The 13,576-nt window shown below is 61.6% G+C and carries 12 protein-coding genes and 1 other RNA gene; 10 read left to right on the plus strand and 3 right to left on the minus strand.

Annotation, left to right across the window (positions count from 1 at the left end):
• The first annotated feature begins 90 nt into the window (after nt 1-90).
• Both ACSJJT_RS00310 and ssrA read left to right on the plus strand, forming a co-directional pair.
• The gene (locus ACSJJT_RS00310) at nt 91-702 is read left to right on the plus strand and encodes a DUF1707 SHOCT-like domain-containing protein (RefSeq protein ID WP_435916422.1); all 612 of its coding nucleotides are present in this window, start codon (nt 91-93) and stop codon (nt 700-702) included.
• Nucleotides 703-731: 29 nt separating this feature from the next.
• Nucleotides 732-1,102: a transfer-messenger RNA gene (ssrA, locus tag ACSJJT_RS00315) on the plus strand.
• A gap of 303 nt (nt 1,103-1,405) precedes the next feature.
• Here ssrA and ACSJJT_RS00320 read toward each other — a convergent pair.
• The gene (locus ACSJJT_RS00320) at nt 1,406-2,221 is read right to left on the minus strand and encodes a hypothetical protein (protein ID WP_435916423.1); all 816 of its coding nucleotides are present in this window, start codon (nt 2,219-2,221) and stop codon (nt 1,406-1,408) included.
• Between the two features lie 418 nt (nt 2,222-2,639).
• On the opposite strand from ACSJJT_RS00320, the gene ACSJJT_RS00325 reads away from it, so the two are divergent.
• The 7 genes from ACSJJT_RS00325 (at nt 2,640) to secA (ending at nt 11,834) form a co-directional block, all read left to right on the plus strand.
• On the plus strand, nt 2,640-3,218 hold the full coding sequence (locus tag ACSJJT_RS00325; RefSeq protein WP_435916424.1) for a YqgE/AlgH family protein: 579 nt from the start codon (nt 2,640-2,642) through the stop codon (nt 3,216-3,218).
• Nucleotides 3,219-3,282: 64 nt separating this feature from the next.
• Nucleotides 3,283-3,993: an MtrAB system response regulator MtrA gene (gene mtrA / locus ACSJJT_RS00330; RefSeq protein ID WP_435916425.1), complete on the plus strand. Its 711-nt coding sequence runs from the start codon at nt 3,283-3,285 to the stop codon at nt 3,991-3,993.
• Nucleotides 3,994-4,109: 116 nt separating this feature from the next.
• Nucleotides 4,110-5,588, plus strand: coding sequence for an MtrAB system histidine kinase MtrB (mtrB, locus tag ACSJJT_RS00335; protein ID WP_435916983.1), 1,479 nt, complete (start codon nt 4,110-4,112; stop codon nt 5,586-5,588).
• Complete coding sequence (locus ACSJJT_RS00340; RefSeq protein ID WP_435916426.1) at nt 5,585-7,366, plus strand: LpqB family beta-propeller domain-containing protein; 1,782 nt, start codon at nt 5,585-5,587, stop codon at nt 7,364-7,366. The genes mtrB and ACSJJT_RS00340 overlap by 4 nt, the downstream gene beginning before the upstream one ends.
• 194 nt (nt 7,367-7,560) lie before the next feature.
• Entirely contained in the window at nt 7,561-8,055 is a 495-nt protein-coding gene (locus tag ACSJJT_RS00345) for a ComF family protein (RefSeq protein WP_435916984.1), read from the plus strand.
• A 208-nt stretch (nt 8,056-8,263) separates the two neighbouring features.
• Nucleotides 8,264-8,875, plus strand: a complete 612-nt coding sequence (gene hpf / locus ACSJJT_RS00350; RefSeq protein ID WP_435916427.1) for a ribosome hibernation-promoting factor, HPF/YfiA family — start codon at nt 8,264-8,266, stop codon at nt 8,873-8,875.
• Nucleotides 8,876-9,131: 256 nt separating this feature from the next.
• On the plus strand, nt 9,132-11,834 hold the full coding sequence (gene secA / locus ACSJJT_RS00355) for a preprotein translocase subunit SecA (protein WP_445439668.1): 2,703 nt from the start codon (nt 9,132-9,134) through the stop codon (nt 11,832-11,834).
• 33 nt (nt 11,835-11,867) lie between these two features.
• Here secA and ACSJJT_RS00360 read toward each other — a convergent pair whose 3' ends face one another.
• Nucleotides 11,868-12,392 (minus strand): Rv3235 family protein, encoded by a 525-nt coding sequence (locus tag ACSJJT_RS00360; protein ID WP_435916428.1) that lies wholly within the window; start codon nt 12,390-12,392, stop codon nt 11,868-11,870.
• 180 nt (nt 12,393-12,572) lie between these two features.
• Here ACSJJT_RS00360 and ACSJJT_RS00365 point away from each other — a divergent pair, with 180 nt between their 5' ends.
• Nucleotides 12,573-13,070: a DUF6912 family protein gene (locus ACSJJT_RS00365; protein ID WP_435916429.1), complete on the plus strand. Its 498-nt coding sequence runs from the start codon at nt 12,573-12,575 to the stop codon at nt 13,068-13,070.
• Nucleotides 13,071-13,098: 28 nt separating this feature from the next.
• Here ACSJJT_RS00365 and ACSJJT_RS00370 read toward each other — a convergent pair whose 3' ends face one another.
• Nucleotides 13,099-13,572: a DUF2505 domain-containing protein gene (locus tag ACSJJT_RS00370; protein WP_435916430.1), complete on the minus strand. Its 474-nt coding sequence runs from the start codon at nt 13,570-13,572 to the stop codon at nt 13,099-13,101.
• Between the last annotated feature and the right edge of the window lie 4 nt (nt 13,573-13,576).

The following is a 13,576-nucleotide window of genomic DNA, read 5'->3' on the forward strand; positions in this document are numbered from 1 at the left end:
TCTGGGTTCAAGCCGTGGCTCCTATGGCCACGGTCGATGCCGCAATGGCGGTCATTGGTTTGTGCCGGTGACCGGGTCATCATGGACAACGTGAACAGTTATCAGCCGTGGCAGTCGGGAGGGGATCAGTGGCTCGTCAACGACGTTCAACGCGACCGAGTCGTGGCCTTCTTGCGCACTGCCTATGTCGACGGTCGGCTCTCGTCGGCTGACTTCGAGGACAGGGTGAGTCGTGCTCTGGCCGCGGTGACGCGAGCTGATCTCAACGCCACGTTGAATGGTCTGGCCGTCATCGGTGGTCAGGCACGGTCGTCTCGGGCGGGGCGTGTCGCTTCCGGGGAGTCGCTGGCTGCTGGGCTGATCGGGTTGTCCCCGCTCTTCCTCGGGCCGCTGGGTCCGATGTTGGGGGTGGCAATGTCGCCTCGGGGCTCGTGGACCCGTCGTCAGGTTGCTCATCAGGCGAACTTCCAGGTGCTTGCTCTGCTGCTGGCCATGGTTGTGTTGGGAGTTGCTGCCAACACAACCATGCTCATCATCGCCTTCCCCCTTGCTGGGATGGCGTGGTTCGCCGGGACGATCATTCACGCCGCTCGTGCCTTCGAGGGGGTCGAGTGGACGAATCCGCTGCTCGACGCGATCCCGCTGAAGTTCTTCGACGACGGTCGGCGTCGGCTGACGGGTTCGGTGACTCGGGGCCGATGAGGTAGACTTGACTGGTACAACACCATAGAGGGGATGACTGGTTTCGACTTGGAATGGTTGTTCCAGGAGAAGCGGGCCGAGGACCCAGGGTCAACTCGTTAACGACCCCTGGAAACCTATAAGTGCCGAGAACACTCGCACTGACTTCGCTCTCGCTGCCTGATCAGTGATCGAAGGGTCAGCCCGGATGTAGCCTTCCGTCCGGATCCTGGCCTCGTTTAGAAGGCTTGCTGTACAGCCGTGGTCACGGAGGCTGTACGGGACTTTTCCGTGACTGGGCTTGTCTGCACCATGTCGGTGTGTGTGCAGGAGCCGAGTAACAACGACAGCATCGACTGCGCCCGGAGAATGTCTGGACTGTCTTTCAAGGACGCGGGTTCAATTCCCGCCATCTCCACTGAGTGCCTGCTGGCGTTGGTACATTGGCGCGCCGGCAGGCATTTTGATGCTGTCTGCGCTGGGGCCATCGGTCCTAACCGGGGGGAGCAGGAGGACCGGGACATCGAGCGCACTCTCTACTACCCGAGGAATAGAACGGGACGAGCTGGTCAATGTCCAAATCGGTCGGGGTACTCACTCGATAGGTTGCAACGACCAAGACAGTGTGAGGGCCTTTCCGGTTGAACCCGTCGTCAACCGGAAAGGCCCTCACGGCGGCTCATGATGCCGGCCTTAGTCCTTGGCCCCAACCATTAACAGGCGCTCAGCAAGCCTTGTTGACGACTTTGCTCGTGGTCAGCAGCTGGTTGGTCAGAGTGGTGCTCGAGGGGGAACTGGACGGTTGCCCGGTGTATGTGATGGTTGCTGACTGCACATATGACGTGAGACTAAATGATGACCATCCGTCATTAGCCATCATCCGGAACGTTGCCGGCATGATGAGGGTTTGCCCGTAGTACTTGGTCTTTGACTGGGTCACCGTGAATGACTTCGTGGTCGTGAAGGTGAGCGTGCCGGTGACCTTCAGTGATCCGTCTGGCAATGTGGTTGTTGTCGGCGCGGTGACGGACCAGCTGCCACCGACATTTTGGCTGGCCAGATAAGGCGCTTTGCCAGGTATCGTGATTAGTTTTCCAGAAAGCTCTTCAGTCCAGTAGTCCTGCTGGTTCACCCTAATGTGGTTCGCCGCGTACTGGGCCTCTTGCGGAACGATGAACTCGATATCGGTCACGAAGGTGGCCCCACTGTTCAGCGTCGCGGTCGAGCCAGGAATATATCCGGTGCCCGTCTGTGACGACGTGGTGGGAACGGACCACCAGAAACCGCTCGCCGAAGCATAAGAGCCATTCGTTCCCGATGAAATGTTGGTGACGGGAGTGAGTGACCCTTCACTGTTGTGGAAGAAGGCGCTATTGCTGTAGCACGTGGCAGAATCGTCCCAATAGATGTCATTTTGAGGGCTGCTACCGGACTTGACTGCAGTGAAGTATTCGCTGGGGGTCGTCGGGTAGTTGCCGGTAGAAGGATCGTCGGTTTGGTCATATCCGACATAATTCGTCGAAACGAACTCAGTGCTCATGCCGGCAGTGACAAACAGACCATACTCGGCGGAGGCTGCGGGGGGGGGGGTGGACGCTGCGGAAGCTGGCAGTCGGTGTGCGGAGATGACAGCCGGCGTCGCCCACGCAGTGCCTGAGATCACGGTGCGGCGTCGGATCGCGGGAGAATTCACGGTAGCCTTTCACAGTATGGCAGCATAAGAACGATTTCATCCTGCCCTATTGATTGATGCCGTGCAAAATAATGCTCATCATATGGTCTCACTGTGCTTGCGCCCATACCTTAGGCTATCCTCCTTCGGATACCGATCATGTGCCTCTGAATCCCTACACCGTCGAGTTGGTCACAGGTCGACACGATTGAGCTATTGCGGCGGCCGCTTACAGTCGACCTCACATTGACGATTACCTCGAATCACCCCGGCTCTGGGTGACACAATGGGCGTCGTGATACTCGCGAACCCTCTCAAAGCTGGTGACCTGCTGTTGGCGAGTCGCCACATCGACGAGGGGTGCTTCTGCGAGTCCGTCGTCTATCTCATCGACGTCGCCCCTGACGGTGTCCTCGGGGTCATCGTCAACCAACCCTGCTCGGCGGGAACGTTGCGCAGCCAACTACCCGACTGGGAGCCTCTCGCCACCCCTCCGCAGGACCTCTTCTTCGGGGGGCCGATGTCGCCGAGCGGGGCCATCTGCCTGGCCCGCGTGCAACGATCAAGCGAGGAGCCTCCCGGGTGGCGACGTGTCGATGGGCTCACCGGACTGCTTCACCTCGACACCCCGACCGAACTCGTGGATGGCGCCTTCACTGACCTCCGTGTCTTCGCGGGATACGCCGGATGGGAGCCCGGACAGCTTGAGGCTGAGTTCATCCGCGGCGACTGGATCAGAGCCGTCGCCCACCCCGAGGACATCTTCTCCTCTGAGCCGAGAGCTCTGTGGCGAGCCGTACTGCATCGTCAGAACGGCGCTGCGGCGGTGCTTGCCACCGCCACGGACACCCCCACCCTGAATTGATCGATGGTCGGGAGCCATTGGGGCTACGATGTGCACCATTGCGGAATGAGTCAGGAGGTCTGTGGTGGACACCGCCGCTGATCACGGGCCGATTCTTGTCGTTGATGACGATGCGGCCCTGGCCGAGATGCTTCAGCTCGTCCTGGTGAAGGAGGGTTTCTCAACCGTGTGGGTCGGGCACGGCGATGATGTCATGGATGTGTTCCGGCAGCGCACGCCCGCGCTCGTTCTCCTCGACCTCATGCTTCCGGGCCGTGACGGCATCGAGATCTGCCAGGACATCCGACGCGAATCCGGCGTCCCGATCATCATGCTCACGGCCCGCTCGGACACCCCTGACGTCGTTCGTGGATTGGGGGCAGGTGCCGACGACTACGTCTCGAAGCCCTTCCGGTCCGCCGAACTTGTCGCCCGCATACGTGCCCGCTTGCGCACTCCAGCCATACAACGAGACGAAGGCGGAATCATCAGTGTCGGGGATCTGACCATTGATTCATCAGCCCATGTGGTGCAACGCGGAGGGGAAGAGATCTCCTTGACGCCGCTGGAGTATTCCTTGCTCGTGACGATGGCTCAGCATCCCAACAAGGTCTTCAGCCGCGAGACCCTGCTCCGGGAGGTCTGGGGTTACACCAGCAATGCCGATACTCGCCTCGTCAACGTCCACGTGCAGCGGTTGCGCTCCAAGGTGGAGGGAAACGCTGAGCGTCCTCAGATGATCGTCACGGTGCGCGGAGTCGGATATCGCATCAGTACACCTGGGGAGGAGAGCTGATCACCCCGGCGCGGCGTGCTGGGCGCCACCGACGATCTGGTTGGCCCCGGTCCTGGCTTGCCGGTCTGCGGCGGCTGTGGTGGTCGTCATTGCCGCTGCGTATGGTGACCATCACGTTGTCGAGCAGTCTGGTCATTCTCGTCGTCGGTGGGTTCTTCCTGGTTCGTCAGGCCACCGCGGGAATCGTCGAAGCCAAACGTGCCTCTGCCATTGCGGAGACGACTACGACGATCACTCGCATCCAGGGCCAGCTGCGAGACACCGATCTGCGCACTGCCTCTCTCCATGAGCGGCTCAACCGACTTGCAGACGACGCAGCTGGACAGTCTGGGCAGTATCACGTCGTCATCCAGGGCCCTGTCTCCGGACTCATTTCCCAAGGGGTCGCGCCGGAGTCCGTCCCGGCTGAACTCACCGCGAAGGTGGGGGAGTCAAGTGGGATGTGGACCGCGCCGACGATGATCCATTACACCGACCACGTGCGTCCTGACGTCCCTGGGATCGTGGTCGGGTCGGTCCTGTGGTCCCCTGGGACCAGCCAGTCCATCCCGGTGTACTTCATCTTTCCGGAGACCCAGGAGGTCGCCACCGTCGAGTTGCTGCGACGCAGTGTCATCAGCGTCGGAGCTCTCATGGCCCTGGCCATCGCTTTGGCGACCTACATGGCGACCCGTCACCTGTCCCAACCCATTCGGCAGGCCTCCATCACAGCGTCGAGATTGGCCGGCGGGGCGTTGGACGAACGCATGGTGATTCGGGGGACTGACGACCTGGCGACCCTCGCCAAGTCCATGAATGACATGGCAGCCCAGCTGGATCGACGAATTGGGGAATTGGAGAGGTTGTCGACATTGCAGCAACAGTTCGTCTCGGATGTCTCCCACGAGTTGCGCACACCCATGACGACGATGCGGATGGCCTCCGACATGATCGTGGCCAATCCCGATGATCCGGTCCAGGTGCGGTCGGTCGACCTCATGCGGACCCAGATGGAGCGTTTCGAGACTCTGTTGGCCGACTTGCTCGAGATCTCTCGGTTCGACGCCGGAGCCGCACAACTGTCACTGGAGGACTGCGACATCGTCGAACTTGTCCGCACCGAGATCGTCGATGTGACGCCACTCGCAGAGCGTCTGGGAGTTCCGATCGTACTCACCACCGAGACGTCGCAGACTGCTGAGGTTGACCCGCGCCGGATCAGCCGCATCGTCAGGAACCTGCTGTCGAATGCCGTTGAACATGCCGAGGGAAAGATGGTCGAGGTGACCGTCGCCGGTAATGACTGTGCTGTGGGGATCGCCGTGCGTGACCACGGGGTCGGATTCGAGCCATGGCAGGCGGAAAAGGTCTTCGGTAGGTTCTGGCGCGCAGACCCGTCCCGGGTGCGCACCGTGGGTGGCAGCGGTCTCGGCCTGGCGATTTCTCGTCAGGACGCCAACCTGCACAATGGCTGGCTGACGGCGTGGGGACGACCCGGTGAGGGCGCCTTCTTCCGGCTGGTCATTCCGAGGGATTCCGGCGCAGTGGTCGTCGAGTCCCCACTGCCCGCCAAGCCCAGCGATGCCAGCCCGACCGGATCTGAGGAGGAGCGATGACACTGCGTCCCACACGCCGTGCCGTGTTGTCGGGAGCCGCCCTCGTGCTGGCGGGTTGCGCCGAGGTGCCGTCCACGGGGGCAGTGAGACAGGCCGACGACCCACACGAGGTCTCAAGTCAGCGGGAGGGCATTGACGTCGCTCCTCAGCCTCCTGTTGATGGCGCGTCGATTGACCTTGTCGTAGGCGGTTTCCTGCAGGCAATGACGAGTGCGGATGACGACTACCGTGTCGCTCGTGCTTACCTCACCAAGGACGTGGCGGACCGCTGGGATCCCCATTCCCGGGCGACGATCTACGAGGCCACCAATTACAAGCCGACAAGCACGGTGGCGACGGCGTCTCTTCAGGCTCCGATCGTTGGCACCATAGATGCCGACGGGCACTACCACCCGGCGACGTCACAGACGCTCAAACACGATTTCGGCATGGCTCAGGAATCCGGACAATGGCGGATTTCCCGGCCCCCCGAAGGGCTGTTGATCTCGCAATATACTTTTCAGCGCGCCTGGTCGGCGATTCCGATCTACTTCTTTGCCGCCGACGCCGACCGTCTGGTCCCGGATGTCATTCACCTGCCGAGCCCGCGGGCTACTCCTGACGTCGCACTCAGGGCGATGATGGCCGGTGTACCGGAACACTTGAAGCCTGTACTTCGCACGGCATTACCGGACGGTGTGAAGGCCCTTGGGACGACCTCGGTTGACGCTGTTGGCGTCGTCACCGTGCCACTGAGCGCGTCCGCAGCCCAACTCTCAGAATCTCAACGTCGGCTGCTTGCCAGTCAAGTCACCTGCACTCTGAGTGGTTTTGCCGCCGTCTCACGCATCCGATTCACCGCCGGCGGATCCCTACTACCTCTCCCCGAAGCGGCTGAGGACAACACTGTGTCGGCCGACCTGTACGCCGACCTCATACCTCTCCCGTCAACGGTCTCCCCAACGGTCGTTGCTGTCGTCAAGGGGCAGATGGGACGGGTCAGCCCATCAGGCCAAGCCCTCCAGATCATGCCCGGGGCATTGGGCCAGCAGACTCGCCCGGAGGCCGGTGTCTCAACTGTTGCGTCCACCCAGTTCGCCATGCCCGTCGCAACCTTGAGTACCCCCGGCGCGGTGTGGCACGCGGTTTCTGCAGATCGTCGATCATTGGTGACATGGCGGGAAGGTAGCGATCAGGTCAACGTCGTCGCCACCGGGGCGAATCTGCTTCGCCCACAAGTCCTCGTCGATCGCAGTGTGATGACGTTCTCCTCGACAGATCCCACACTCGTCGTCGTTGACGCGGATGGGTCCCGAGTGGCCACTGTCGTTGACCTTGGCGGCCGCACAGTAACCTCGTTCAGTGTCTCTCCCGATGGTATTCGTGCGGCTCTGGTCCTCAAGCGGGGGAAGACCTTCGGATTGGGTATCGGCCTGCTGTCACGGCAGGGCCGCGTAGTTCATCTAGGCCACATCGTCGAGACACCGTTGTCCGCCTCGGACGCGAACTTGTCGAAGATCAGCGACGTCGCCTGGCTTTCCCAAACCCAACTGTGTGTCCTGGGCAGCGCGATCGAAGCTGGGGTGACTGCGCCGTACGAGGTCATGGTTGACGGCTCGGGCGCAACCTCCATGGGGCCGCTCAGCGGGGCGAGCATGAAATCCGTGGTGACAGTCCCGATGGAAACCGGCATTGAGGCCGTTGTGCTCAGCGACGACGGAAAACTGCTTCACCACGAGGAGAGATTCCGCTGGCGCCAGGTTCTGCAAGGGGTCAGCGCGGTCGCGATGACAGCTTGACCCTTCCATGACATGACGTTGACCGGCGAGACTGGTTCATCGTGAACCCACTGGACTGCCTGGCCGACCTGCTGCTGGGAGCATGCTGTCCTGGCTGCGGGGAGCCGGGTGTGGGGCTGTGTGAGACGTGTCGGTCTGCGATCAACCCGGCCCCACGGGTCATTGTTGACGGTCCGCCACCGATCATTGCCTGTATGGGGTATCACGATCCTGTTCCCGGGATCGTGACAGCTCACAAGGATCGTGGTGCCGCATGGTTGACCGATGAACTCGGCCAGTGGTTGGCCCAGGGGCTCGCTCCAGCGATAGCTGCCGCTCCCAGCCACGTCGACGTCGTTCCGGTGCCCTCATCGGCGAAGGCTGTGCGGCGGCGAGGTGCTGATCATGCCGCCAACATGGCGCGATCAGCTCTGCGAACCTTGGATGCTTCCAACGCCTCGCTCGCTCAGGTCTTGCACCGAACTCGACGGGTGGCGGACCAACTTGAGGTACGGCATGAAGATCGCAGTGCCAATCAGTGCGGATCGATGAGAGCCCCGTCGGCGCAAGGGGATGTCATTCTCGTTGATGACGTTCGCACCTCAGGGGCGACGATCGACGAGGCGTGCAGAGCCTTGAGGCGGTCTGGGCGACGGGTGCTGTCGGTGGTTGTCCTGGCTGATGCTGCTACCCCACTGAGATGGCCGTGATCACATCTGACCACAAGCATGAGTGACATGGTCGCCTCGGATGTCGAACCTTGCCAAACAACTGTTGGGAGCCCCCTCATGGGCTAGCGTAGATGCATGGCACGACGTGATTGGTACCCGGCCCTCCACGAGAGGTATGAGGGGCGGCGTCGTGCCATTCGTGTCAGCGTCGGAAACACCGATGCGAACCCCAATACAGGAGGTTGTCATGGATGCCATCGTTACGGGTCGGCATTGCCACGTCAGTGATGACGTGCGCGCCCAGGTCGAGGACAGGCTCTCCGGGGTCGAGAAGTTGAAGGACCGGGTCCAGCGCGCCGAGGTGGTCTTCACCGCCCAAGGCACCAAGGGGCCCAAGGATCAAGCCATGACGTGTGAAATCACACTGCGGGCGAAGGGGCCGGTGGTGCGAGCCGTCGGGCAGGCGGAGGACAAGATGGTTGCCTTTGACATGGCTGCCGATCGACTTCGCACCCAGCTTGTCAAGGCCGCTGATCGTCGTCGCAGTCGTCGTGGACTGCGCGTCTCCCAGGTTCTGGACGTCTTGCCCGAGGAAAGCACCGATGATGCACCCGAGATTCTGGCCACCAGGAAGATCGCGGGCGACGTGGAGGTCACCGGGGACAGCCCCATCTATGTCAAGGAAAAGGTCTTCCAGGCCGTTCCCCTGACCCTTGCTCAGGCCCTCGACGAGATGGAACTGGTCGGACACGACTTCTTCCTCTACCTCGATCAGGATTCCAAGCGGCCCAGCGTCGTGTATCGGCGAAAGAAGGGTTACAACTACGGCGTGATCCATCTGGATCTTGACCACGAGTGATCCTGGAGCGTCAGCGAGCAACGACACCGGCGGCAGTGCGGGATGATCCCGCACTGCCACCGGTCTGTGTCGTGAGCCGACGGCGAGGAAGGATGGTCAGGAGAGGTCGTCGCAACTCTCAAATGCCCACGATGAAAGGCCACGGCGTTCTTGCTTCGGTCGCAAACCCCCTAGGATGGGGGAGGTGGCTCTCTTGAGCTGCTCGTCCGGCATGCGCCTGGACGACACGACGTCTACTCCTTGAAGGACCCACCCCGTGAACCTCATGGATCGCGTGCTGCACGCCGGTGAAGGCAAGATCATCCGCCGACTCAACCGCATTGTCGGCCAGGTCAATAGCATCGAGGAGGATTACGTCGCCATGAGCGACGACGAGTTGGCAGGCCAGACCGCCGACTTCCGTCAGCGTCTCGACAACGGCGAGAACCTGGAGCGGCTGCTCCCAGAGGCCTTCGCGACGGTGCGTGAGGCGTCCACGCGAGTGCTCGGCAAACGTCACTTTGACGTTCAGATCATGGGTGGCGCCGCCCTCTACCAGTGCAACATCGCTGAGATGAAGACTGGTGAGGGCAAAACCCTTGTTGGTCTTCTTCCCGCCTACCTCGAGGGGCTCCTCGGCAAGGGCGTCCACGTCGTGACCGTGAACGACTACCTGGCTCGAGTGCAGTCCGAGCAGATGGGTCGGGTGCACCACTTCCTGGGGCTGACGATCTCGGCAATCCTGTCGGACATGTCTCCGACGGAGCGCAAGGAGGCCTACAAAACCGACATCACCTATGGCACGAACAATGAGTTCGGCTTCGATTACCTGCGTGACAACATGGCGGGCTCCCTGAGCGAGTGCGTGCAGCGCGGTCATCACTTCGCCATCGTCGACGAGGTTGACTCGATCCTCGTCGATGAAGCCCGTACCCCGTTGATCATCTCGGGCCCCGCCGAGGAGAACAAGCAGTGGTACCCGGAGTTCGCCAAGATCGTTTCGAGGCTTCAGCGTGACGTCGACTACGAGGTCGACGAGAAGAAGCGTACCGTTGCCGTCCTCGGTCACGGCATCAGCGTTGTCGAGGAACGTCTGGGCATTGAGAACCTGTACGAATCGGCGAACACCCCGCTCATCGGTTACCTCAACAACGCCATCAAGGCCAAGGAGCTCTTCCACCGTGACAAGGACTACGTCCTCATCGATGGCGAGGTCCTCATCGTTGACGAGCACACCGGTCGTACCCTGGCAGGGCGTCGTTACAACGAGGGTCTGCACCAGGCCCTTGAGGCCAAGGAACACGTCGAGATCAAGGACGAGTACCAGACCCTCGCAACGATCACCCTGCAGAACTACTTCCGCATGTACGACAAACTCGCCGGGATGACGGGTACCGCCAAGACCGAGGAGAGCGAGTTCCAGAAGATCTACGGGTTGGGCGTCATTCCGATTCCGACGAACCGCCCGATGATTCGGAAGGACCAGAAGGATCTCATCTACCGCACCGAGGACGCCAAGTTCGACGCCATCATCTCCGATGTCGTCGAGCGTCACGAGGCTGGTCAGCCCATCCTCATCGGTACCGCATCCGTCGCCAAGTCGGAGCTGCTGTCGGAGAAGCTCAAGCGGGCTGGCGTTCCCCACAAGGTGCTGAACGCCAAGCACCACGAGTCCGAGGCGGCGATCGTCGCCCTGGCCGGTCGCAAGGGAAGTGTGACGGTCTCGACTAACATGGCCGGTCGTGGTACCGACATCATCCTCGGTGGTAACCCAGAATTCCTCACGGAGCTGGATCTTCGCGAGAAGGGACTCGACCCGGTGGAGGACGAGGAGGCCTACCAGACCGCTTGGAACAACACCTTGGCGAGGTATGAGGAGCAGTCGAAGGCTGAGCACGAGGAGGTTGAGGCACTCGGTGGCCTCTACGTCATCGGTTCCGAGCGTCACGAGTCTCGCCGTATCGACAACCAGTTGCGTGGACGTTCCGGTCGTCAGGGTGACCCGGGGGAGTCCAGGTTCTATCTCTCCTTGCAGGACGAGCTCATGCGGCTGTTCAAGCCGGAGGTCATCGACCGCGCCATGGTCACCCTCAAGATGCCTGAGGACATGCCGATCGAGTCCAAGTGGGTGTCTCGTCAGATCGAGAGCGCCCAGAAGCAGGTGGAGGCGCAGAACTTCGAGATGCGTAAGAACGTCCTGAAGTATGACGACGTCATGAACCGGCAGCGTCACGTCATCTATGGCGACCGTCGTAAGGTTCTCGAGGGAGCCGACGTCGAGGCCGAGCTGCGCGCCACCACCGACCGCGTCGTCGAGGCCGGGGTGCGCAAGTACACCGAGGGGTACTCGGAGGACTGGGACCTCGAGGCCATGTGGAACGAGATCGGTACCGTCTACCCCGTTGGTCTGGACATCAACGAGTATGCCGACTGCCAGGATGTCGAGGAACTCGTCGAGGACTTCAAGACGGATGCCCAGGAGGCCTATGACCGTCGCGAGACTGAGCTCGGTGAGGCGACGATGCGTCAGCTCGAGCGTGAGGTATTGCTGACCGTGCTCGACCGCAAGTGGCGCGAGCACCTCTACGAGATGGACTACCTGCGTGAGGGCATCGGCCTGCGTGCGATGGCCCAGCGTGATCCTCTGGTTGAGTACCAGCGCGAGGGCGGCGACATGTTCACCTCGATGATGGATTCCTTCAAGGAGGAGGTCGTCGGCTTCCTGTTCAACCTCGAGATTGAGACCGGACCTCAGGTTGGCCTGGTGACCGATGATGAGGGGCAGCCGGTCACGGCAGACTCGGTGCTGCCCAAGGAGAACCATTCGCGTCGTGCGCTCAGCTACTCGGCTCCCGACGAGCAGGGTGATGCCGCGACGACCTCCGAAAATGGCGCGCCGAAGGATCCGAAGGCCGGGGGCAATCGTGCCGCCAGAAGGGCGGCGTCCAAGAAGTCGAAGAAGAGGCGCAAGAAGCGCTGATGGCACATTGCCGCGGTGTCGACGCTGCTTTTGTCACGCCATACCGACGGCCTCCTGTGTGATGTGCTTGTCGGACAGGAGTGCGGCCACTCTGGGGTTCAGGACGAGCTCGACGGCTTCGAGATGCCAGACACCCACGTGCTGAACCAGGTTCGTGGCCAACGGGAGCCGTCTGCCACGTAGATCGATCAGGCCGACCCCGTCCACGTGGTCCTCGTCGAAACTGACCTGAGGCTCGCCGACGAGGAGCATGCGGCTCCAGCCAGGACCCCGGGGCCATGTGCGCATGGTTGCCGTGGCACGAGGGCTGGATGCTCTCATGAGCTGATTCATGGGGCGTCGACCAGCCATCGTCTCGATGATGATGATGTGCATTGCCCGAGTCAGCCGCACAGCCTGTTGACAGGCCTTTGAGTCGTCTTGTGTGGTGCTCGTCACTGGTGATGACGAGACGACGCGCAACTCGTCCGGCCACCAGTCCCGGTCGAGCTCCAGGACGATGTCCGAATGGTGTCGCCGCGTCGAATCAAGGGGGATGGGCGTTGATGTGATCGTCATGGGCCCTAGGACAGCGCAGGAAGTCGTTCCAGGGGAAGGGCTGATGCGCACATCTGTGGAAAAGTCGAGTGAACACACCATTTCGTCATCTGGGATGGTGCGAACCAATATGTGATTCCTGTTCGTATCTGAGTACCGTGGACGATGCACTAGGGGTCACACTGACCAAGGAGGGTTCAATTGTCGACGTCCACCATCGTTTTCATCCCAACCAATGCGCAACGGGCCCGTGAGCTCGTTGCTGCGCCGGGAGAACAGGTGACGGCCTTCACAGTCACCGAGGAGCTTCGTTCCATCCTCGACGTCACCGATCCCGAGGAAACCGAACATGCCGCCATGGTCATCGGTTCGGTGTGGGGTCTGACCCATACCGGTCGTCGACTCGTTCTCGTCGCCCATGTCCCTGCCGAGCAGATTGCCGACCATGAAGAGGTCGACAACGGCGGCGTCACGCTGACTCGTCTGGAGCCCTCGCAGATCACGGCATGGTTCGCCGACGATGACGACGCCGACTCCAAGGGTGCTGCTGCAGCTGTCAGGGGCATGGTTATTGACGACGCCTGGAATGACGTCGCTATTCAGACTCTCATCGGTGAGCACGGGCTGTCCTGGCACGACATCACCGAGGAACTTCCGAGGGCCGACACCGATCCCGAGGGTTTCCCTGGATTGGAGTGACGTCGGCCCCGCACCGGGTGGGTCCGGCTCAGCGGGAGGCCAGCCAGTCGTCACCCGCCTGCTGCTGCATGTCGAAGGCCTGGGTGATGTGCGGAGCTGCGGCCTTTTCCAGTTTCTTGCCCACCATCGGGACCGAGACGGTGAACGTACCGGTGTAGATGACCTCGGTTCCGGTGGCGTCGGGACGCACGGAAGCATGCCCGTCCGCCCTCGCCGGCATGCCCTGAGGAACGATCTGCAAGGTACCTTCTCGCGATCCATCGGGGTTGGCGGACTGCCACGACACGGTCTGCTTGGCAGTGAGGGTGGGGCCGACGAGCTTCGTCACCTGGCTGGGAGCGGGCATGGCCACGTCCATACTCAACGAATCGCCCGTGACGACGGCATTACTGGTGGTGCCCCCGGCGCGATGGTGGACATCCTGCCACCATGCCGGATTGGTCATCATGGTGACGACTTGATCAGGGGTTGCGTCGAAATGGGCCCGTGAATTGATGTCCATGTCA

This window comes from Cutibacterium nasicola (genome assembly GCF_051303185.1).
Taxonomy (GTDB): domain Bacteria; phylum Actinomycetota; class Actinomycetes; order Propionibacteriales; family Propionibacteriaceae; genus Cutibacterium.